Raw genomic sequence first — 19,468 nt, 5'->3', positions numbered from 1 at the left:
TCCGTAGACTAAGGACAGTAACAGAATGAAAATTATCGTTTTGGCGAATAGAGATATCGCGAGTAACTATGCTCTTAATTTGTTAATTCCACCTCTTAGCGGCCACGATGTATCGGTATTTTTATCGTCAAAAGTGGGTGGTAGGGTACAAAGCATACCTCAGTTGGAAACTCTGAAATTTTTTGAGCAAAGCCTGTTTAACCAGTTGCTGTCGCCAATCATCAATGATTTATATCCTAAGCCTCTTACTTCAAATTCGAAGTGCAAAACGTTTGAGCAAATGAATGAATGGCTATCGCAACCAATCAAAGTGTTGAATAAAATCAACTCAATTGAAGAGGTCGATAGAATACAAAAACTCAAACCAGATCTAATTATTTCAATCCGTTATGGCAACATTCTTAAAGATGGGGTAATACAGGTTCCTCGGTTCGGTGTGTTGAATTTACATTCGGGGTTGTTGCCAGAATATCGAGGTGTAATGGCTACTTTTTGGTCGATGTTGCATGGCGAAAAAACGATTGGAACTACATTGCACTATATTGAAAACAGTAGTATCGATACTGGTCGAGTTGTCGCTAAGACCAGATTTGAGGTGGATAAAAAGAAGTCATACCTTTGGCATGTGTTGCAGCTTTATGTTGAAGGTGTAGAACGAATCTTAAATACGGTTTCACTTATCGAAGGCAATAAGCGAGTGGACACATGTCCCCAAGGTAATTCAGGACAGTATTTTTCATTTCCGCAATTAGACGATTTTTTAGAGTTTGAAAATAAAGGGCTTACTTTAGTTAATGAAGGTGAAATAATTGATTTTCTCCGAGCGCAGTATTATTAAAACCTATTGACCAGAGGGGCGATCGTTCTGTGAAGGTGAGTTCAAGGTGCCTTAGGAAGAAGCATGAATACCTTCATGGAGTTAGGTAGAGGCTGAATGGGTTTGGCAGCTCGGCTATATGAGTTCAATAATATTCATATCTGGGTCACGGATAATAAATGATGTTCCTGTTGGATGTGTAATAGGTTGACCGCTTGGGAGAATATTTAACTCTGCTAATGTATCTAATACGGAATCTTTGTCGAATATCTCAAGCGCTAAGTGGGTATAACCCGAGCTTTTTTAGGCGTATTCATCAAAATATTGTTAAGTTCAGGTTGATTCGTATTTAAAATAAAATTGATATTAATACCGCTTTGGTGCTCTAAAGTGCGTCATTTTATTGATTATATTGTTGAAGCGCTTAGGTGCTAGATTCATGTCTAGACTGCCGTTTCTTGTTTCGATTGTTAATTGTATTTTAGTTTAAGAGTGATAAAAAATTATGCTTACTCCAGAAATGAAGAATTCATTAAACGAAAGTGTTCTTTGCTGGCTGTCAACTATAGGGGCGGATGGTTATCCTAATTGTTCGCCTAAGGAAATTTTCACCTTTGTTGAAGATGCCCATATTGTTGTCGCCGATATTGCATCACCCGTTAGTAGGCAAAATGTTCTAGATAATCCGCTTGTTTGCGTTAGCTTTGTACATGTACTCAAGCAAAAAGGTTTTAAGGTGAAGGGCGTTGCGCACTATATTGAGCCTTCCGACAGTGAATTCGCAGATTTATTTGTACTCCTCGAACCAATGGTAGGTGACGTTTTTCCAGTGAGAGGCTTATTTAATATTTCAGTTACTCAGATTCAGCCGATTATCGCTCCCGGATATTTTATTATTCCAGGCACAACTGAAGCATCGCAAATTGAAAAAGCTAAGCAGGTTTATGGCGTCTGATCGTTGAGTTTTAAACCGTTCCAATACTACTAGTGGTACTCTACAGCCATGTTGGGGATTTTAAGCGAATGAAACGAGCATGTATGCTTTGGGTTCAGGGATATTGAGCAGTCATTGTATGACCGTCACTTATAAATCATATTACTCCAAGCATTATATATGAACGGTGTTCTAAAAAATGAATCCGGTAAGGGCGATTTGAATTATTTTTCTTGTTAATTGTGCTTATTATTGGTTGGAGCTCAAACTGTTTTGAGTGGCAGCTAATTAAAATAACAAAAAACAGGATTATCCATGAAACCCATTTTAATGCTTAATGTAGGTCTTGCTCTGGTTCTAACTGCATCACTTGGACAAGCCGCCGAGATGGATTGCCGATCTTTGTCTAACTCAATATCAAATAGCGTCGATATAACCACAAAATATGTCTCTAAAGACGATATCGTCAATGTTCCCTATTGTTTGGTGCGGGGAGAGCTAGATAAGCGCACAGGGATAGATGGAAAATTTTACTCGTTAAAATTTGAACTTCGCTTGCCTGAAAACTGGAAAAAACGCTTTGCATTCCAATTTAATGGCGGGAACGACGGTGCGGTTAAGCCTGCTCTTGGCGTAGCGGCAGGTTTAACGCCGGATCAATATCCGATTAATCAAGGATTTGCTGTGGTTTCCAGTGATGCTGGCCACAATGGCAAGTCGAACCCTGACGCTGGACTTGTCGGCGGGGCATTGTTTGGTCACGATCCTCAGGCGCGCCAAGATTACGGATATTCCTTTATTGAAAAATTGAATCCTGTTGCGCGAGAATTGGTAGAAAGCTATTACAAACAATCGATTCAGTATTCATATGGTATCGGTAAATCTAATGGTGGACGCCAAGCGATGGTATCGGCTGTTCGTTACCCAAATATGTTTGATGGCTTGTTGGTCGGATATCCAGGCTTTAACTTACCTAAAGCGGCTGTTCAGCATGCGTGGGATATTCAATCTCTTCATGCTGTTAATACTGATATCAGTAAAGCACTGACCCGCCAAGATTTGAATGTGTTTTCTGGTGCAATACTAAAGCAATGTGATTCTTTAGATGGCGTGGAAGACGGTTTGATATTTTCTTCAGATGAGTGTCAGAAAGTGTTCAATCCACATGCATTGAGTTGTGCAACGGATTCTATGCAAGGTTGTTTAGCAGAAGAGAAAATCAATGCGTTGCTCTTGATGCATCAAGGACCAAGTAACAGCATGAATGAAGCGCTCTATTCTGATTGGGTATACGATTCGGGGATCAGTTCAGGTGGCTGGCGTTTTTGGAAAGTTGAAAGCCATATTAAACCATGGGATCACAAACCGATTATTGGTGTCATGGGAGCGGCTTCCTTAGCGCATATATTTAGTACGCCACCTGTTGATGTGAGTGGTGATCCTAAGTCATTGATTGATTTCCTACTAGCGTATGATTTCGATAAAGATGCTCCCAAAATATATAACAAAACTGAAGTGTTTCCGTTGTCTGCAATGAAAGTGATGACACCGCCTAGCGCTGACAGTCCAACATTGAGAGATTTTCAAAAGTCGAATGGCAAATTGATGATTTATCATGGAAACAGTGATCCCGTGTTTTCTGTTAAGGACACTGTGCGTTGGTATAATCGTTTAGATGAAAATAATGATGGAAACGCGAGAGACTTCGCGAAATTGTATCGAGTACCGGGAATGCCTCACGGTCAAGGCGGGCCTTCTGCCGATCAATTTAACATGCTTGAACCATTGGTGTCTTGGGTTGAGCAAGGTCTCTCTCCAGAGAAGGTAATAGCGATAACACGTGATGATAATCGTGACATTCCCCAAAGTATGAAAGGTCTTTCTCGCCCTTTGTGTGCTTACCCATTGACGGCTATATTCAGTGAAGGCGAGGCTTCAAAGGCAAGTTCATTTAGGTGTCAATAGACGTTATTTAGATAAGAAAATGGGCTTTTTTGTTGATTAGATTTCTTCTTTGAATCAGCTGAGTTGGTGGTATTGCCCCCAACTCTCTTTTATCAATGACATTGCTTTCAGTGTGTTTTTAAAAAGCTGAAGCCAAAGAGCCAATTTTTTGTTTTCGCCGTTGTTTTCAAGTCGCTTGTATCCTGCCTACAAAATGTACTATGTTATTAATCTTTAATTGGTTTTATAAATCGGTTTATTAATAGCAACGTACGGACTGTGTATGAATGAAAATAATGCAACGCTAACAGAAGTGGTTGATGTCGATAGTAAAGATTGGTTTTTACAAGATTTAATTGAAATTACTAATAGCGGTAAAATGACCTTCGATGTCACCTTAACAGTCGGTGGTTTCTTGGTATCGGGAACATTGGTCGGTGGCAAGGAATACTTTGAGGGGTTTGGTGAAGAGTTCTCGTTTGGGTTAGACGGTGAGGCTGCTGAGAAGGTAAAGTCGGCGTTCGCTAAAAACGGCTTAATGTATTCAGAAGCCAGTTCTCCAGCTACATTACCAAATTATGTTCACCTTAAAAATGCGCGTTTTTTCCACACAATTGGAACACCAGTACCTGGAAATCGAGGTGTATGGTGGAGAGGGCGTGTGTCTGAAGTGGTTGGGTTCTCCTTGGGTGCGTTAATACCGGATGATAACTAGGGAATTTGTATGCTTATCGTAATGTTTTTGGAAAATTGACTCGCTATGATAAAAAAGGCTCATTACTATATGCGTGTTGATTAACGTTCAGAAATATAGGTTTATATGTCTATCCCTCCGTGTACAAAGTGTCAGTCCAATTATGTTTATCAAGACAGAGAGTTGCTAATCTGTCCCGAATGCGGTCATGAGTCGAGCCCATTTGATGAGAGAGCGGAAGAAGCTTCTGTGTCTATTAAGGATGCTAATGGAACGTTGTTAGAAGAAGGAGATAAGGTAACACTGGTTAAAGATCTTAAAGTAAAAGGAAGTTCACAAGTTCTGAAAATAGGTACGAAAGCCTTAATTAAACGTGTTGTCGATGGAAAGGACCATCAGCTAGATTGCAGAGTAGATGGTGCTGGAGAAATGATGGTGACGGCAAAGTTTGTGAAGAAAGCGTAAGGCATGACTATGAAAATTGAAGATAAACTGATTGCCTATTATGGAACTGTCTTGATGCTGGCCAGCATCTACTATGCATTCTCATTCTTTTTTCTGGTGGTCAATGGTCTGCCCCTGCAGCTTGACTGGTTGATATCGCATCCTGTCGACAATGATTATTTAGGTTTTGTGCTTTTTTATGGTAGTGGTGTTGTGACGCCCGCGGTATGTGCCTTAGCAGGAAAAAAGCTGTCGACTTACCGGAGTGTTGAGTACCCACTTTTAGCCGCGTTTATTTGGATCTGTATTTGGAACTTTATCGGCAATATTTTATTGGTCTTAGGTTTAGGTGTTTATCTGTTTAAATTGCTTTCTAAAAGAGGGCGAGACCGTATACGAGTGAAACGAAAATGAAAGAGATCGAGCTAAAACGCGATAACATTGATCAGCTAGTTGGTAAAATTAAGCGTTATTTCAATGAAGAGTTGGATCAGGATATTGGTGGATTTGATGCTGAGTTTTTGATTCAGTTTTTTGTCAAAGAGCTGGGGCCGTATATATACAATCAAGGATTATCTGATGCCCATTCGCTCTTCAATGAGAAGGCTGATGAATTGAGTTATCTCATTCAAGAGCTGGAGAAGCCTACTCACTAAGTATTTGCTAATTGCTTTACTTTTTAATGGTTTACTCGTAGTACTGAGGGCTTAAAAAATGGTTTAATTGACGCGCTGTCATTCATTTTTTTAGGTACCTTTTTATAATGGAAACCGAAACGGCTTCTCGTCTCCTCGATCCTCTCAATATCGCAACTATCGTTGTATTCTTTACGTGCTGGTGGGGATACTCACTTTACGCTCAATACAATTCTAAACGTAAATCCTGTTTAGTCAGCGTGTTACATCAATTCAGACTGGCGTGGATGTCTCGTTTGCTTCGGCGCGACAATCGCATTGCCGATGCTTCGGTTATGGCCAACTTAGAGCGGAGCAGTTTATTTTTTGCCTCCAGTAGTTTGCTTATTATTGCCGGTTTGTTTACGGCGTTTAATTATTCTGAAAAAGCGGTAGGAATTATCGCTGATTTCTATCTGCTTGCTCCAAACAGTCAACAAGAGTGGGAAATGAAGGTCATTATGTTGATTGTCATTTTTGTCTACGCATTTTTCACCTTTACTTGGTCTGTAAGACAATACAACTTTTGCTCTGTGCTAGTGGGCAGTGCTCCCTTGGCAACAGAGCGTGGCGTTGACGAGAATGAAAGGCAATCGTATGCGACACATATGGCACGTGTGTGCAGCCTCGCTGCCAATCAGTTTAACTATGGATTAAGAGCGTATTATTTTGCTATGGCATTTTGTGGTTGGTTTTTAGGCCCCTACTTTTGCATGGCATCTAGTCTAATGGTCGTGCTTGTATTGTATCGTCGAGAGTTCCGTTCAAAAACATTTAAGACTTTAAACAGAGGATTAGTCGTAAATAACCATGCTTCCTAATTTTCCGAAACCGGTATCAGAAGAAAACCGTCCAGTTAATCGCACTGTAAAAGTCGATGATAACCTTTATAACTATTTAATCGATCATTCTGTTAGAGAGCCTGATGTTTTAGACGCGTTGCGCCGAGAAACGGCTCAATATCATATGGCTCGCATGGCGTTATCTCCAGAAGTCGGCCAGTTTCTTGGAATGCTGACTTCGTTAATGAATCCTCAAAAAGTGTTAGAGATAGGCGTTTTTACAGGGTATAGCACAATATCGATCGCTCGATGCCTTTCCGCTGGGGCGACTATGTTGGCAGTTGATAAAAAACAAATGTGGTTAGACATTGCCAACCGGTATATCGATCAGGCAGACATCGAGGCTGATATAAAGACGGTCTGCGCCAATGCCGTAGATGTAATGCGACAGTTACGTCAAAGTGAACCCAATACCTTCGATTTTTTATTCATCGATGCGGACAAAGCTAACCTAATGGAATACTACGAAATTGGAAAAGAGCTGCTCAAGTCCGGTGGGTGTATGGTTATTGATAACACGTTATGGTGGGGCAATGTAGCCAATCCAGAGTTTGATGATAAAGATACCGTTACTGTAAGAGCTCTGAATGACCGTATTCATAGTGATTCAGATGTAATGTTGTCACAGTTGCCTATTGGTGACGGTTTGACCATTGTTCGTAAACATTAATCCACCGGCCACTAATAATTTGCATAAGTTCCAAACAACTTAAAGAAAATGTGGTTATGAGCCTTGAAATCTGAATGGCAGCCTCTATTTAAGAATACACATTATTGAATATGCCACCTTCCTTGGGTTGGTTAAGTGTTATAAATAGGAGCTGCTAGAAAGATGGCAACAGAAACTCAAAAAGAAACGTTAGGATTTCAAACTGAAGTAAAACAATTGCTTCACTTGATGATTCACTCTTTATACTCCAACAAAGAAATATTTTTGCGAGAGCTCATCTCTAACGCATCCGATGCCGTAGACAAACTACGCTTTGAGTCTGTATCAAACGCAGACTTATTATCAGATGATCCTAATTTACGTGTTCGTTTAGAATTCGACAATGAAGCCGGTACAGTCGTTATTGATGACAACGGCATTGGTATGAACCGTGATGATGCAATCAATAACTTAGGTACGATTGCCAAATCAGGTACAGCTAGTTTCCTTGAGCAGCTTAGCGGTGATCAGAAAAAAGACAGCCAGTTAATCGGCCAGTTTGGCGTTGGTTTTTATTCTGCATTCATCGTAGCGGACAAAGTAACGGTTGAAACTCGCAAAGCGGGTTTTGCATCAAATGAAGCTGTACGCTGGGAATCTAATGGCGACGGCGATTTCACCATTGAAGCGATTGAAAAAGAAACGCGTGGCACGCGTATTACGCTTCATCTTAAAGCGGATGAAAAAGAGTTTGCGGATAACTACCGTTTACGTTCTTTGGTAACAAAATACTCCGATCACATTTCTATCCCTGTGGAAATGGAAAAAGTGGTTTATCCTGAAATGGATGAAGAGGGTAATCCTAAGCCTGTTGAAGAAAACAAAGCGCCAGAATTCGAAGCGGTTAACTCTGCTAAAGCACTTTGGACTCGCGCTCGCAGCGAAGTCTCTGATGAAGAATACGCTGAGTTCTATAAGCATGTTTCACATGACTTCCAAGAGCCTCTAAAATGGTCGCATAACAAGGTTGAAGGTAAACTTGAATACACAAGTTTGCTATACCTTCCTGCAAAAGCGCCACATGATTTGTGGAATCGCGACATGCAGCGCGGATTAAAGCTTTACGTTCAGCGTGTATTCATCATGGATGAAGCGGAAGCATTCCTTCCTCCTTATATGCGCTTTGTAAAAGGTGTAGTGGATTCGAATGATCTGTCTCTAAACGTTTCTCGTGAGATTCTTCAGAACGATAAAGCTGTTGACTCCATGCGTTCTGCTCTTACTAAGCGCGTACTCGACATGCTTACCAAGATGGCGAAAAACGATACTGATAAGTATCAAACGTTTTGGGATGAGTTTGGTAACGTCCTAAAAGAAGGGCCTGCGGACGACTTTGGTAATAAAGATAAGATTGCTCAGTTGCTTCGATTCAGCACAACGCTTACAGATAAAGCAGAGCAAACAGAATCTTTAGCGGGCTACGTTGAACGTATGTCAGAAGGTCAGGATAAGATCTACTACATCTATGCTGAGAATCATAATACTGCGAAGAACAGCCCTCATTTAGAAATCTTGCGTAAGAAAGGTTTTGAGGTCTTATTGCTAAGCGATCGTATTGACGAATGGATGATGTCGTCTCTACAGGAGTTTGATGGTAAGAAGTTCCAAGACGTTACTAAAGGTAAGCTTGATCTTGCTGAAGACGACAGCGAAGAAGCGAAGAAAGAGAAAGAGCAGAAAGCTGAAGAAATTAAGCCACTGCTTGATCGAATGAAAAGCGTTTTAGAAGAACAAGTGACAGATGTTACTGCTACTGATCGTCTAACCAATTCACCGGCGTGTTTGGTTGTTGGGGAATACGACATGGGCCTTCAAATGCGTCGTCTACTTGAGCAAGCTGGTCAAGCAATGCCTGAATCTAAGCCTAGCCTTGAGATTAACCCAGACCATCCGATCGTTGTTAAAATGGACAAAGAATCTGATGAGGATCGTTTCTCAGATATGGCTTGGTTGTTGTTCGAGCAAGCGACGTTGTCTGAAGGTGGCCAGCTAGACGACCCAGCTTCTTTTGTTTCTCGTATGAACAAGTTGATCGTTCAGTTAAGTCAGTAATACTGGCGAGACTTAAATAACCCGTTAGAGAGGTTCTGACGGGTTATTTTTATATCAAGCTTAAGTGCTGTTTGTTACCCTGAGTTATGGGAACACGGCCAAAATCACAACGGAATATGTGATTTTAAAGAGAAGGAATCTCTATGAATCTCTCCTATTTTTTGAGCGGTGTTTGTGTGCTGCTCTCCTCATGCCTGTTTGCTCAAGATGTTCAGCTTGCGAAAGCGTATCGTACTGATATACCCATATCAGACTACTATGTAAGTGAAAAATACGATGGTATTCGCGCCATTTGGACGGGCGACCGTTTAGTGACAAAAAACGGGCATCCGATACACGCACCGAGCTGGTTTATCAAAGATTTGCCTAAAATATGGCTTGATGGTGAGCTGTGGGGAGGGCGAAATAAGTATCAGTTTGTCGCATCGACTGTATTGGACAACACTCCTGACGACTCATCTTGGCGTCAAATAAAGTATATGATTTTTGATGCACCAGATTATATACATCCTTTTAGTATGCGGTGGCGTGTTTACGACGCCTTGGCTAAGTCACTTAATTCAGACCATATTCAGGCAGTACAACAGCAAGATATCAAATCTCAAGACGCGCTTTACATATTACTTGAAGAAATAACTAATATGGACGGAGAAGGCCTTATCTTGCACAAAAAGTCTGCTTTATTTGCATCTGGCCGTACCGGAAACTTGCTAAAATTTAAAAAGTTTAACGACGCTGAGGCGGTTGTTGTATCTATACAGCCTGGAAAGGGAAAGTTTAAAGGTATGATGGGAGCGCTTGTGGTGAAAATGCCGTCAGGCCTACGCTTCAAAATAGGAACAGGATTTTCAAATCTTCAGCGGATGAATCCTCCAAAAGTGGGGGAGAAAGTAACCTATAAGTATTTTGGCTTTACGAGTAAGGGTCTGCCTCGATTTGCAAGCTTCTTACGTGTACGACCGCAAGAGTAAGACCATTTATGTTAAAGACAAAGTTGATACGCAGAAAACTCTACTGTCTACCCGGTACCATGTGTGATGAGCGGCTTTGGTCGGATGTCGAAAGACATTTGGACCCTTCAACAGAGCTTATTCACATTGATATCCCAATGGCATCTAGTTTACGCGCAATGATAGATAAAATTGCGACCGTATTGCCAGACGAGCCTGTTGAAATGGTTGGATTTTCATTGGGAGGGTATTTGGCAAGCTATTTCACCGCCTATAACCCTGAGAGGGTTTCTCGTCTATACGTGGTGTCAAATAGTGCTCAGGCATTGCCTGAAAGTGAGCTAGCTCAGCGAAAACAGGCGCTTAATTGGGTATCTAAGCGAGGGTACCAAGGAGTGCCCGTAAAGAAAGCGGAATCTATGCTAGGTGCTCGTAGTCGACGTAAGCGAAGTCTCGTTCAACAAATAATGTCGATGGCGGATGTATTAGGAGAACAAGCCTTTGTCAGTCAGTTAAGTGCTACGATGAATAGGCCGTGCCTTATCGATGAGTTGAGCGCTTCGCGCGTACCGATTAAAGCATTTATTGGGATGGAAGACAGTCTTATTTCAATGAGACAAATTCGTAAACTTTCACAGGTAGAAAATTTGAATATCTATCTAACGTCTGATTGTGGGCATATGTTGCCCATGGAGCAACCTAAGTGGCTGGCTTCACATCTCAATAAATCGAGTTGAACGGGTACGATCATGGATTGCAGAAAACGAGTAATGTTTTATCCTTTGCAAAATAGTGTATACATAGTTTGCATGAGTTGTCGTACTCGTTCATCGCCGATGGAATAATAGATGGTTTGGGAATCTCGTCGTGTTGTGACCAATCCATCTTTCCTTAGTACTGCTAAATGTTGAGAAAGCGCTGATTGGCTCAACGGGAGTCTTTCATTTAGGCCGCTAACGGACAGTTCTTGATCCACTAGGTTGCATAAGATAATTAAACGTCGTTCATTTCCTAATGCTTTTAAAAAGCCCGCTGCTTCTGAAGCGCGCGCTAACATTTCATCCATGGATAAGTTGCTATCTGTCATAGGTACTGCTGTCCAATAATTTTAAACGTGTTTACATTTTTCAGTATTCATCCACAGACTCTGTGGATAAACTTGGGGGAAGAGGTCTGATAATTCTCTCTTCCTTCCTGTTTGCAGGGTTTTGGTCTTGCGAATTTATGGGTGTCTAAAAAACGCTCAAAAATCCGCTTTTAAATACAAGTAATGGCGACTGAGTGCAGGTGCAACTACTTTTAGGAAAAGCTAGCCCAAATAGGAGCGTGATCAGAAGGTTTTTCCGAACCACGAATATCATAGTCTATGCCAGTTTCCACTAACTGATCAACTAATCCGTCGCTTGCAAGAATAACATCGATTCTTAGACCTCGTTTCGGTGAATCATCGAATCCTTTTGAGCGGTAATCGAACCAGCTAAACAATTCGTTACTGTCTGGGTTTTGAGAGCGATAAGTATCTGTTAATCCCCAGTTTAACAATTTGTTGAACCACTCTCTTTCTTCGGGGAGGAAACTACACTTTCCAGTTTTTAACCATCGTTTGGCGTTTTTTTCGCCAATGCCGATGTCGAGGTCAGTAGGGGAAATGTTGACATCACCCATGACGATAATTTTTTCATCTTTTGTGTGGTTTTCAAGGTATGACATAAGGTCAGCATAGAACTTTCGCTTTGCAGGAAACTTTGTTTCGTGATCTTGACTTTCACCCTGCGGGAAATAGCCATTAATGATTTTAACTGGGCCGTTTTCGGTATCGAATGTAGCGATGATCATGCGACGTTGTGCGTCTTCTTCATCTGTTGGAAATCCGTATTCCACTTTTACAGCAGGTTGCTTGCTGAAGATGGCAACGCCGTAGTGAGACTTTTGCCCATAGTAATATGCGTGATACCCGTGTTCTTCAGGAATTTCTTTTGGAAATGCATCGTCATGCACTTTTATTTCTTGTAAGCCGATTACATCAGGCTGGTGTTTTTCGGTAAGTGCTGCGATTTGATGAGGACGTGCTCTTAGTCCGTTGATATTAAAAGAGATAACTTTCATATTTGTTTAGCCTTGTTAGTTAAGCCTGAATAAGACAAGAATAAAGCTTATTGTTAAAAAATGCGATAATTGGAGCGCTTTTAGAGCATTTGTAATGGCTTTCTATTATGGTTACAGTCGTTAAAAATTGATTGAGGAGTTTTATGTGATGTCTTATCAGTACGATTTGTTTGTTATAGGTGCTGGTTCTGGCGGTGTTCGCGCGAGTCGCGTTGCGGCATCTAAAGGCTATAAGGTCGCTGTCGCTGAGTCGTCTGCATTGGGGGGAACATGCGTTAACATCGGTTGTGTTCCGAAGAAACTATTTGTATACGGTTCGGAATTTTCCCATGTAGCGCAGGATGCTAAAGGATACGGTTGGTCGTTTCCTGAGCCGTCGTTTGATTGGAAGACATTACGAGACAATAAAACGAAAGAAATCGAGCGTTTAAATGGTATCTACGGAAACCTGTTGGCATCTCCGGGTGTTGAAGTTATCGATGGGCATGGAAAACTTGTTGATGCACATACGGTAGAGGTGGCCGGTAAGACTTATACTGCCGAGCGTATATTGATCGCTGTTGGTGCGACACCCTTTGTTCCTGATATTCCAGGTAAAGAACACGTCGTTGTATCAGACAATATGTTCTATTTGGAGGAGTTGCCGTCTAAAGCACTGGTAGTGGGTGGCGGGTACATTGCGGTTGAATTTGCATGCATTTTAAAAGGTCTTGGTGTTGATGTGACATTGGCTTATCGTGGTGATCAGCTTTTACGAGGGTTCGATTCTGATGTACGAGCGTTTGCGTCACAAGAATATATTAGGTTAGGCGTTGATGTACGATTGAATACTGATGTCTCGAGCATTTCCGAAGATGACGGCATTAAGCGTGTAACATTTAAAGATGGCTATGATGAAGACTTTGGGCTTGTTTTGTATGCCACGGGTAGAGTGCCCAATACAGCAAGCATTGGTTTGGCAGATGTGGGCGTCGATACGTCTGGCAAAGGTGCAATCAAAGTAAACCGAAATTATCAATCCAGTGTGCCAAGTATATACGCAATTGGCGATGTGACCGACAATATACAGCTTACTCCGGTTGCAATTAAAGAAGCGATGGCTTTGCTGGATTATTGGTTTGAAGGGCGCGACGTTCAGCTGGATTACGATAACATTCCAACGGCAGTGTTTAGTCAGCCTCAGATTGGTACCGTTGGTTTGAGTGAAGACGATGCTGACTCCAAAGGGATGGATATTCGGGTATACCAAACAGACTTTAAAGCCATGAAAAACACCTTGAGTGGAAACGAAGGTCGGTCATTCATGAAGTTAATTGTCAATAATGAGAACGACAAAGTAATCGGTGCTCATATCGTTGGCGATTATGCTGGTGAGATCATTCAAGGCTTGGGGATTGCAATTAAAGCGGGAGCAACAAAAGCGCATTTTGATTCGACCGTTGGTGTACATCCTACAAGTGCGGAAGAGTTTGTTACGTTTTCAGCAAATGCGCTGAAACAACGAAACCGTTAGAATTTAAGTTCACTTGAACATCTAAAAAGCCGTAAGGGTCAACCTTACGGCTTTTTCTTATTTACTTTTTAAATAAGAGTGTTTCTTTATTTGAATTGCCTCCTAATGACCATTCCATATATTGTTAACTCAAATTGAAAGGAGCCTGCGAGAATTTTTATGAATGAGCACTTAGCCACTTTGGAACCGAGAATAGTATGGCGCCATTTTCAAACGTTGTGTAATACACCTAGGCCTTCTTACAAAGAAGCCGATTTAAGGAAAAAGCTTATTAGATGGGCTGAGTCAAAGGCGCTTGAGACCTATGTTGACCCTGTTGGTAACCTGATCATACGAAAGGGCGCTACAAAAGGTATGGAAAACTGTATGGGCGTTGTTCTTCAGGGGCATTTAGATATGGTGGCCCAGAAAAATGCAACCTCAATGCATGATTTTGACAAGGACCCTATAAAAACCCAAGTAATTGACGGATGGGTTCACGCGACCGAAACAACTTTAGGTGCAGACAATGGCATTGGTGTTGCTGCGGCGCTTGCTGTTCTTGACTCTCAAGATATAGAACACGGACCGATTGAAGCATTGTTTACCATTGAAGAGGAATCCAGCTTGCGTGGAGCGCTGCAACTGGAAGAAGGCATATTAAAAGGCAAAATTCTTTTGAACCTTGATTCTGAAGATCGTGGTGATGTGTACATAGGGTGTGCGGGCGGTGTCGATGTTAATGTAAAAAGGTGCTTCAATTCTGTAGACGCATCGGAAAATCAAATAGGGTTGACGTTAAAAATTGACGGTTTAAAAGGCGGACACTCTGGGTTAGACATTCATAAAGGGAGAGCCAGCGCCAACGAACTGTTAGTTCGTTTGCTTAATGCGTTACACAATCAGTTCTCGGTATCGTTAACCTCATTTTCTGGCGGTACGTTGCGTAATGCGATTGCCCGAGATGCTGTTGCTACGTTCAACGCAGCGCCTCATCATTTTGACGAAATAGAATCTTCTCTTAAACTGCTGTATCGCGATATAAAAAACGAGTTCGCGCAGACTGAACCTGATCTTGGCGTTAAGTTGAGCGCTGGAAGTGCTCATGCTAGCTCCTTGGCTTTAGAGGATCAGGAAGCGCTGCTTGCATCATTAAATTGCGCTCCACATGGCGTGATGAAGATGAGTTCTGAGTTAGCAGGTGTGACGGAAACGTCGAGTAATTTAGGCGTAATAAGTTTAGAAGCAGACGGTACCCAAACAATGGTGTTTTCTGCATGTTTGCTAACCCGATCGATGATTGACTCAGCGTTTGAAAATGTTGCAAACAAAGCAAAAAGTGCGTTTCTCCTTTGTGGCGCTGAAGTGGTGTTCGAAAATGGTTACCCTGGCTGGAAACCTGAGCCAGAAGCTCGTCTGTTAAAACAGTTTTTGAATGTACATAAAGCAGCGATGGGTTACGAAGCAAACGTTAAGGTCATACATGCGGGTTTAGAGTGTGGCATTATTGGTGCGAAATATCCGGGCATGGAGATGGTGTCATTTGGGCCAAATATACGCGGCGCCCACTCGCCATCAGAAAAATTGGAAATCAGTTCTGTTGCTGATTTTTGGACACTTCTAAAAAGCTTACTGTCTCTGACTCCGGTAAACCCGTAGTCATCGTGCAAAAGTTTTTTTAAAATAGTTGTGTTGTTTTCCTCTTCTAAAAATGAGCTGTTTTTGGAGGAGGGAAACTGATATATGTAAATTCCCCTCTTGGAATCCTCCTCAATACAAGATTATCTGATTAGCTGTTTTTAAATTCGTCATTCATTCGGTTCATTCATTTTCTTATTATAAATTTTCACCTCGAATTTTATTGCGTCAGTTATAGTAATGGAGCGACTTAATATTTGAGGTGAAAGTGTGATCGTTAAATCTCGTTCTTATGAAGTAATCGAAAGCCGATTAAAGGAAGACGTTCTGATTCTCGACGGTGCAATGGGCACTATGATTCAGGATCATAAGCTTGACGAAGCCGGTTTCCGTGGTGAACGGTTTGCTGATTGGGCGAGTGAACTTAAGGGAAATAATGATCTTCTTTCGCTGACACAGCCTGAAATGATTAAGGCCATTCATCGCGCCTATCTGGAGGCCGGAGCTGACATTGTTGAAACGAATACGTTTAATGCCAATGCGATTTCCATGATTGATTACCACATGGAGGCGTTAAGTTATGAATTAAATTTTGAATCGGCATCACTTGCAAGACAAGTTGCCGATGAAATAACGGCAAAGGAGCCTCATAAACCGCGTTTTGTCGCAGGGGCTATAGGGCCAACTTCTCGTACTTGTACGATATCTCCGGATGTAAACGATCCAGGCTTTCGAAACATCCATTTTGATGAGCTTGTGGCGGCGTACGATACCGCTATTGATGGATTAATTAAAGGCGGTGTCGATCTCATTCTAATCGAAACAATTTTCGATACATTAAATGCAAAAGCTGCGATCTATGCAACGCTTGAATACTTTGAAAAAACGGGTGTTCGTTATCCGATAATGATCTCAGGTACGATTACAGATGCTTCCGGACGAACATTATCTGGACAGACTACGGAAGCGTTTTGGAACTCGATTGCCCATGCTAAACCAATTTCAGTGGGACTAAACTGTGCATTAGGGCCAAAAGACCTGCGCCAGTACATTGATGAACTGTCCCGAGTCGCGGATACCTATATTTCAGCGCACCCAAATGCTGGTTTGCCTAACGCCTTTGGTGAATACGATGAAACGCCTGAAGAGATGTTGTCAGAAATCAGTGAGTGGGTTGCGTCAGGCTTACTTAATATTATCGGAGGGTGCTGCGGCACCACACCTGAACACATTTCCGTGTTCGCGGACTCTTTTAAAAATGCAACGCCTCGCCTTGTTCCTAGTATTGAAAAAGCATGTCGCCTGTCTGGGTTAGAGCCGTTTAACATTGGTGATGACAACTTGTTTGTAAACGTGGGCGAACGAACCAATGTAACTGGATCGGCTCGTTTTAAACGTTTAATTAAAGAAGGCGATTATGACGCGGCATTGGAAGTTGCAAGGCAACAAGTAGAAAATGGCGCTCAAATTATCGACATCAATATGGATGAAGGGATGTTGGATTCGAAAGCCGCGATGGAGCGCTTTTTAAAGTTGATCGCCTCTGAACCAGACATATCCCGTGTGCCTATTATGCTAGATTCCTCTAAATGGGACATTTTGGAAGCTGGGTTAAAATGGGTTCAGGGTAAAGGTGTCGTTAACTCGATCAGCCTAAAAGAAGGCGAAGAAAAATTTGTTCAGCAAGCGCGTCAGCTTATGAAATACGGCGCAGCTGTCATCGTGATGGCATTTGATGAAGTCGGTCAAGCGGACACTCGTGATCGCAAAATTGATATTTGTCGTCGTTCTTACGATGTATTGGTCAATAAAGTTGGTTTTGCGCCAGAGGACATCATATTTGACCCTAATATTTTTGCTATTGCTACCGGCATAGAGGAACACAACCGCTACGCGTTGGATTTCATCGAAGCAACGGGTGATATCAAGCGTGAGTTACCTTACGCTAAAATTTCCGGAGGGGTGTCGAACGTATCTTTTTCATTTCGCGGAAATAATCCAGTCCGTGAAGCAATCCATGCCGTCTTTTTATATCATGCGATTAAGCAGGGTATGACAATGGGCATCGTGAACGCAGGTCAGCTTGCTGTATATGAAGACATACCAAAGCGTTTACGAGAGGTGGTGGAAGATGCGGTTTTAAATCGTACGCAGGATGCAACCGACCGATTGTTGTCTATTGCCGGGGAGTTTTCTGGAACAGGTGAAGCCGTCGAAGCAGAAACTCAGGAATGGCGTACACTTTCCGTTAGCGAGCGCTTAAGTCATGCACTTGTTAAGGGTGTCACAGAATTTATTGAAGAAGATACGGAAGAAGCTCGTCAGCAATATGATCGTCCGCTTGAAGTAATAGAAGGTCCTTTAATGGCTGGAATGAGCATTGTGGGAGATCTATTTGGAGCGGGAAAAATGTTCCTACCGCAAGTGGTGAAATCCGCCCGCGTGATGAAAAAAGCGGTCGCGTATTTGATGCCTTATATAGAAGAAGAAAAGGCGCGCAACGCGGATTCCGCTTCGTCAAGTGCTGGTAAAGTGATTATGGCGACAGTCAAAGGCGACGTCCACGATATCGGTAAAAACATTGTAGGTGTCGTACTTCAATGTAACAATTTTGAGGTGATTGACTTAGGCGTCATGGTGTCTGCGGAGAAAATTTTACGTACTGCACGAGAAGAAAAGGCAGACATTATAGGACTGTCTGGTTTGATCACTCCATCGTTAGATGAAATGGTGCATGTGGCGAAAGAGATGGAGCGGCAAAGCTTCGACATTCCCGTTATGATAGGTGGCGCGACTACTTCTAAAGCGCATACAGCCGTAAAAATAGAAAAAAACTACTCTCGTAATCAAGTTGTACATGTAACCAATGCTTCTCGTAGCGTAAGCGTTGCAAGTTCGTTATTGACAAAAGATGCGGACCGTCGCCAAACGTTTATTGATGGTATCAAAGATGATTATGAGAAAACGCGTCAACGATATAAAGATCGCGTTAGTGCAGGGCGGCGTGTGTCGTTAGACAAAGCACGAGAAAACAAAACGGCAGTGGATTTTAGCTCAATAGTAAAGCCCAATAATATGGGCGTAACGGTGTTTACGGAATCCGATATCGATTTTAGCGTTGTTCAGAGTTACATTGACTGGACGCCTTTTTTCCAAACTTGGGAGCTGGCCGGAGCCTACCCGAGAATTTTAACAGACAACGTTGTCGGTGAAGAAGCAACTCAATTGTTTGAAGATGCAAATGCAATGCTTGCTAAAGTCATTGCGGAGGGCAGCCTGCAAGCGAGGGCTGTGGTAGGTCTTTTTCCTGCAGCTCAAGTTGATCACGATGATGTTGTTATTTATGAAGATGAAAATCGAGAAAAAGAGCTCGTACGCTTGAACTTTTTACGGAATCAAAACGAGCTGAAAACGCCGGGTAAGTACAATCAATGTTTGTCGGATTTTGTTGCCCCGAAAGACAACGGCATAAATGACTACATGGGCGCTTTTGCCTGTGCAGCGGGTTTCGGTATCGATCCACTTGTCGAAGCGTATGAGGCGGATCACGACGATTATAACGCCATAATGATAAAAGCGGTTGCAGATCGTTTAGCCGAAGCCACCGCAGAATACTTGCATGAGAAAGTGCGTAAAGAGCTATGGGGTTACGCATCGGATGAAAACCTAACGAATGACGCCATAATCAAAGAGCGTTATCAGGGAATTCGCCCTGCACCTGGTTATCCTGCGTGCCCTGATCACACTGAAAAAGACAAGCTTTGGGCGTTGTTAAACGTCAAAGAAAATGCCGATATCGACCTAACGGAAAGTTACGCTATGTGGCCAACCGCGGCGGTAAGCGGTTGGTATTTTGGAAATGGAGACAGTAATTATTTTGGTGTTGGGAAAATAGGCCCAGATCAAGTCGAAAGTTATGCCAAACGAAAAGGCATGAGTAAAGATGATGCTGAGCGTTGGTTGGCTCCAAATCTTGGATACGATCCGGAAGATGATCGTATATAACGAAGGGACTTAAGCGGCCTCTATTTACCAATAGAAGCCGCTTCCAATCTGTTTTGTGCCGTCAATAACGTATGTGATGGTGGTACCGCGTTAATTGAGTTGCCTAAGTGCTGTGTATTGTGAGGCATTTTACGTTAGCATTGTGTATTTTTAGCTTAATGGTTAAT

The 19,468-nt window shown here is 42.2% G+C and carries 17 protein-coding genes; 15 read left to right on the top strand and 2 right to left on the bottom strand.

Annotated elements, in window-relative coordinates; translation table 11 throughout:
- Nucleotides 1-25 precede the first annotated feature (25 nt).
- The 12 genes from DFP79_RS13385 to DFP79_RS13330 all read left to right on the top strand — a co-directional run bounded on the left by DFP79_RS13385 (nucleotide 26) and on the right by DFP79_RS13330 (nucleotide 10,797).
- A complete protein-coding gene (locus DFP79_RS13385; protein ID WP_133504441.1) occupies nucleotides 26-838 on the top strand; it encodes a formyl transferase in 813 nt (270 codons plus the stop codon).
- Between the two features lie 484 nt (nucleotides 839-1,322).
- Complete coding sequence (locus DFP79_RS13380) at nucleotides 1,323-1,772, top strand: pyridoxamine 5'-phosphate oxidase family protein (protein WP_133504440.1); 450 nt, start codon at nucleotides 1,323-1,325, stop codon at nucleotides 1,770-1,772.
- A 294-nt stretch (nucleotides 1,773-2,066) separates the two neighbouring features.
- Nucleotides 2,067-3,716: a tannase/feruloyl esterase family alpha/beta hydrolase gene (locus DFP79_RS13375; protein ID WP_133504439.1), complete on the top strand. Its 1,650-nt coding sequence runs from the start codon at nucleotides 2,067-2,069 to the stop codon at nucleotides 3,714-3,716.
- Between the two features lie 262 nt (nucleotides 3,717-3,978).
- On the top strand, nucleotides 3,979-4,410 hold the full coding sequence (gene gvpU, locus DFP79_RS13370; RefSeq protein WP_133504438.1) for a gas vesicle accessory protein GvpU: 432 nt from the start codon (nucleotides 3,979-3,981) through the stop codon (nucleotides 4,408-4,410).
- A gap of 105 nt (nucleotides 4,411-4,515) precedes the next feature.
- Nucleotides 4,516-4,854, top strand: coding sequence for a zinc ribbon domain-containing protein YjdM (locus DFP79_RS13365; RefSeq protein WP_133504437.1), 339 nt, complete (start codon nucleotides 4,516-4,518; stop codon nucleotides 4,852-4,854).
- A 9-nt stretch (nucleotides 4,855-4,863) separates the two neighbouring features.
- Nucleotides 4,864-5,247, top strand: coding sequence for a hypothetical protein (locus DFP79_RS13360; RefSeq protein WP_133504436.1), 384 nt, complete (start codon nucleotides 4,864-4,866; stop codon nucleotides 5,245-5,247).
- Nucleotides 5,244-5,489 carry a DUF2164 domain-containing protein gene (locus DFP79_RS13355; RefSeq protein WP_133504435.1) on the top strand — a complete coding sequence of 82 codons (246 nt, stop codon included), beginning with the start codon at nucleotides 5,244-5,246 and terminating at the stop codon, nucleotides 5,487-5,489. Before DFP79_RS13360 ends, DFP79_RS13355 begins: the two co-directional genes overlap by 4 nt.
- Nucleotides 5,490-5,596: 107 nt before the next feature.
- Entirely contained in the window at nucleotides 5,597-6,328 is a 732-nt protein-coding gene (locus DFP79_RS13350) for a DUF599 domain-containing protein (RefSeq protein WP_133504434.1), read from the top strand.
- Nucleotides 6,318-7,019: an O-methyltransferase gene (locus tag DFP79_RS13345; RefSeq protein WP_133504433.1), complete on the top strand. Its 702-nt coding sequence runs from the start codon at nucleotides 6,318-6,320 to the stop codon at nucleotides 7,017-7,019. Before DFP79_RS13350 ends, DFP79_RS13345 begins: the two co-directional genes overlap by 11 nt.
- Nucleotides 7,020-7,181: 162 nt before the next feature.
- Nucleotides 7,182-9,110 carry a molecular chaperone HtpG gene (htpG, locus tag DFP79_RS13340; RefSeq protein WP_133504432.1) on the top strand — a complete coding sequence of 643 codons (1,929 nt, stop codon included), beginning with the start codon at nucleotides 7,182-7,184 and terminating at the stop codon, nucleotides 9,108-9,110.
- 143 nt (nucleotides 9,111-9,253) lie between these two features.
- A complete protein-coding gene (locus tag DFP79_RS13335) occupies nucleotides 9,254-10,081 on the top strand; it encodes a DNA ligase (RefSeq protein WP_133504431.1) in 828 nt (275 codons plus the stop codon).
- 8 nt (nucleotides 10,082-10,089) lie between these two features.
- On the top strand, nucleotides 10,090-10,797 hold the full coding sequence (locus tag DFP79_RS13330) for an alpha/beta fold hydrolase (RefSeq protein WP_133504430.1): 708 nt from the start codon (nucleotides 10,090-10,092) through the stop codon (nucleotides 10,795-10,797).
- Nucleotides 10,798-10,835: 38 nt separating this feature from the next.
- Here DFP79_RS13330 and DFP79_RS13325 read toward each other — a convergent pair whose 3' ends face one another.
- Nucleotides 10,836-11,147, bottom strand: coding sequence for an ArsR/SmtB family transcription factor (locus DFP79_RS13325; RefSeq protein WP_133504429.1), 312 nt, complete (start codon nucleotides 11,145-11,147; stop codon nucleotides 10,836-10,838).
- Nucleotides 11,148-11,359: 212 nt separating this feature from the next.
- On the bottom strand, nucleotides 11,360-12,166 hold the full coding sequence (xthA, locus tag DFP79_RS13320; RefSeq protein ID WP_133504428.1) for an exodeoxyribonuclease III: 807 nt from the start codon (nucleotides 12,164-12,166) through the stop codon (nucleotides 11,360-11,362).
- Between the two features lie 148 nt (nucleotides 12,167-12,314).
- Here xthA and gorA point away from each other — a divergent pair, with 148 nt between their 5' ends.
- From gorA to metH, 3 genes are all read left to right on the top strand, one after another.
- The gene (gene gorA, locus DFP79_RS13315; RefSeq protein WP_133504427.1) at nucleotides 12,315-13,679 is read left to right on the top strand and encodes a glutathione-disulfide reductase; all 1,365 of its coding nucleotides are present in this window, start codon (nucleotides 12,315-12,317) and stop codon (nucleotides 13,677-13,679) included.
- Between the two features lie 159 nt (nucleotides 13,680-13,838).
- Complete coding sequence (locus DFP79_RS13310; protein WP_133504426.1) at nucleotides 13,839-15,317, top strand: aminoacyl-histidine dipeptidase; 1,479 nt, start codon at nucleotides 13,839-13,841, stop codon at nucleotides 15,315-15,317.
- A gap of 252 nt (nucleotides 15,318-15,569) precedes the next feature.
- Nucleotides 15,570-19,301 carry a methionine synthase gene (gene metH, locus DFP79_RS13305; RefSeq protein WP_133504484.1) on the top strand — a complete coding sequence of 1,244 codons (3,732 nt, stop codon included), beginning with the start codon at nucleotides 15,570-15,572 and terminating at the stop codon, nucleotides 19,299-19,301.
- The last annotated feature ends 167 nt before the right edge of the window (nucleotides 19,302-19,468 follow it).

This window comes from Marinomonas balearica (assembly GCF_004362145.1).
In the GTDB taxonomy this organism is placed as follows: Bacteria; Pseudomonadota; Gammaproteobacteria; order Pseudomonadales; family Marinomonadaceae; genus Marinomonas; species Marinomonas balearica.
The sequence above is the reverse complement of the archived record's forward strand: the minus strand, read 5'-3'. Positions and strand labels throughout refer to the sequence as shown.

What these genes read in the sequence shown, in the direction of transcription:
- DFP79_RS13385 (WP_133504441.1), top strand. Translation starts at nt 26, where the DNA reads ATGAAAATTATCGTTTTGGCGAATAGAGATATCGCGAGTAACTATGCT.
- DFP79_RS13380 (WP_133504440.1), top strand. Translation starts at nt 1,323, where the DNA reads ATGCTTACTCCAGAAATGAAGAATTCATTAAACGAAAGTGTTCTTTGC.
- DFP79_RS13375 (WP_133504439.1), top strand. Translation starts at nt 2,067, where the DNA reads ATGAAACCCATTTTAATGCTTAATGTAGGTCTTGCTCTGGTTCTAACT.
- gvpU (WP_133504438.1), top strand. Translation starts at nt 3,979, where the DNA reads ATGAATGAAAATAATGCAACGCTAACAGAAGTGGTTGATGTCGATAGT.
- DFP79_RS13365 (WP_133504437.1), top strand. Translation starts at nt 4,516, where the DNA reads ATGTCTATCCCTCCGTGTACAAAGTGTCAGTCCAATTATGTTTATCAA.
- DFP79_RS13360 (WP_133504436.1), top strand. Translation starts at nt 4,864, where the DNA reads ATGAAAATTGAAGATAAACTGATTGCCTATTATGGAACTGTCTTGATG.
- DFP79_RS13355 (WP_133504435.1), top strand. Translation starts at nt 5,244, where the DNA reads ATGAAAGAGATCGAGCTAAAACGCGATAACATTGATCAGCTAGTTGGT.
- DFP79_RS13350 (WP_133504434.1), top strand. Translation starts at nt 5,597, where the DNA reads ATGGAAACCGAAACGGCTTCTCGTCTCCTCGATCCTCTCAATATCGCA.
- DFP79_RS13345 (WP_133504433.1), top strand. Translation starts at nt 6,318, where the DNA reads ATGCTTCCTAATTTTCCGAAACCGGTATCAGAAGAAAACCGTCCAGTT.
- htpG (WP_133504432.1), top strand. Translation starts at nt 7,182, where the DNA reads ATGGCAACAGAAACTCAAAAAGAAACGTTAGGATTTCAAACTGAAGTA.
- DFP79_RS13335 (WP_133504431.1), top strand. Translation starts at nt 9,254, where the DNA reads ATGAATCTCTCCTATTTTTTGAGCGGTGTTTGTGTGCTGCTCTCCTCA.
- DFP79_RS13330 (WP_133504430.1), top strand. Translation starts at nt 10,090, where the DNA reads ATGTTAAAGACAAAGTTGATACGCAGAAAACTCTACTGTCTACCCGGT.
- DFP79_RS13325 (WP_133504429.1), bottom strand. Translation starts at nt 11,147, where the DNA reads ATGACAGATAGCAACTTATCCATGGATGAAATGTTAGCGCGCGCTTCA.
- xthA (WP_133504428.1), bottom strand. Translation starts at nt 12,166, where the DNA reads ATGAAAGTTATCTCTTTTAATATCAACGGACTAAGAGCACGTCCTCAT.
- gorA (WP_133504427.1), top strand. Translation starts at nt 12,315, where the DNA reads ATGTCTTATCAGTACGATTTGTTTGTTATAGGTGCTGGTTCTGGCGGT.
- DFP79_RS13310 (WP_133504426.1), top strand. Translation starts at nt 13,839, where the DNA reads ATGAATGAGCACTTAGCCACTTTGGAACCGAGAATAGTATGGCGCCAT.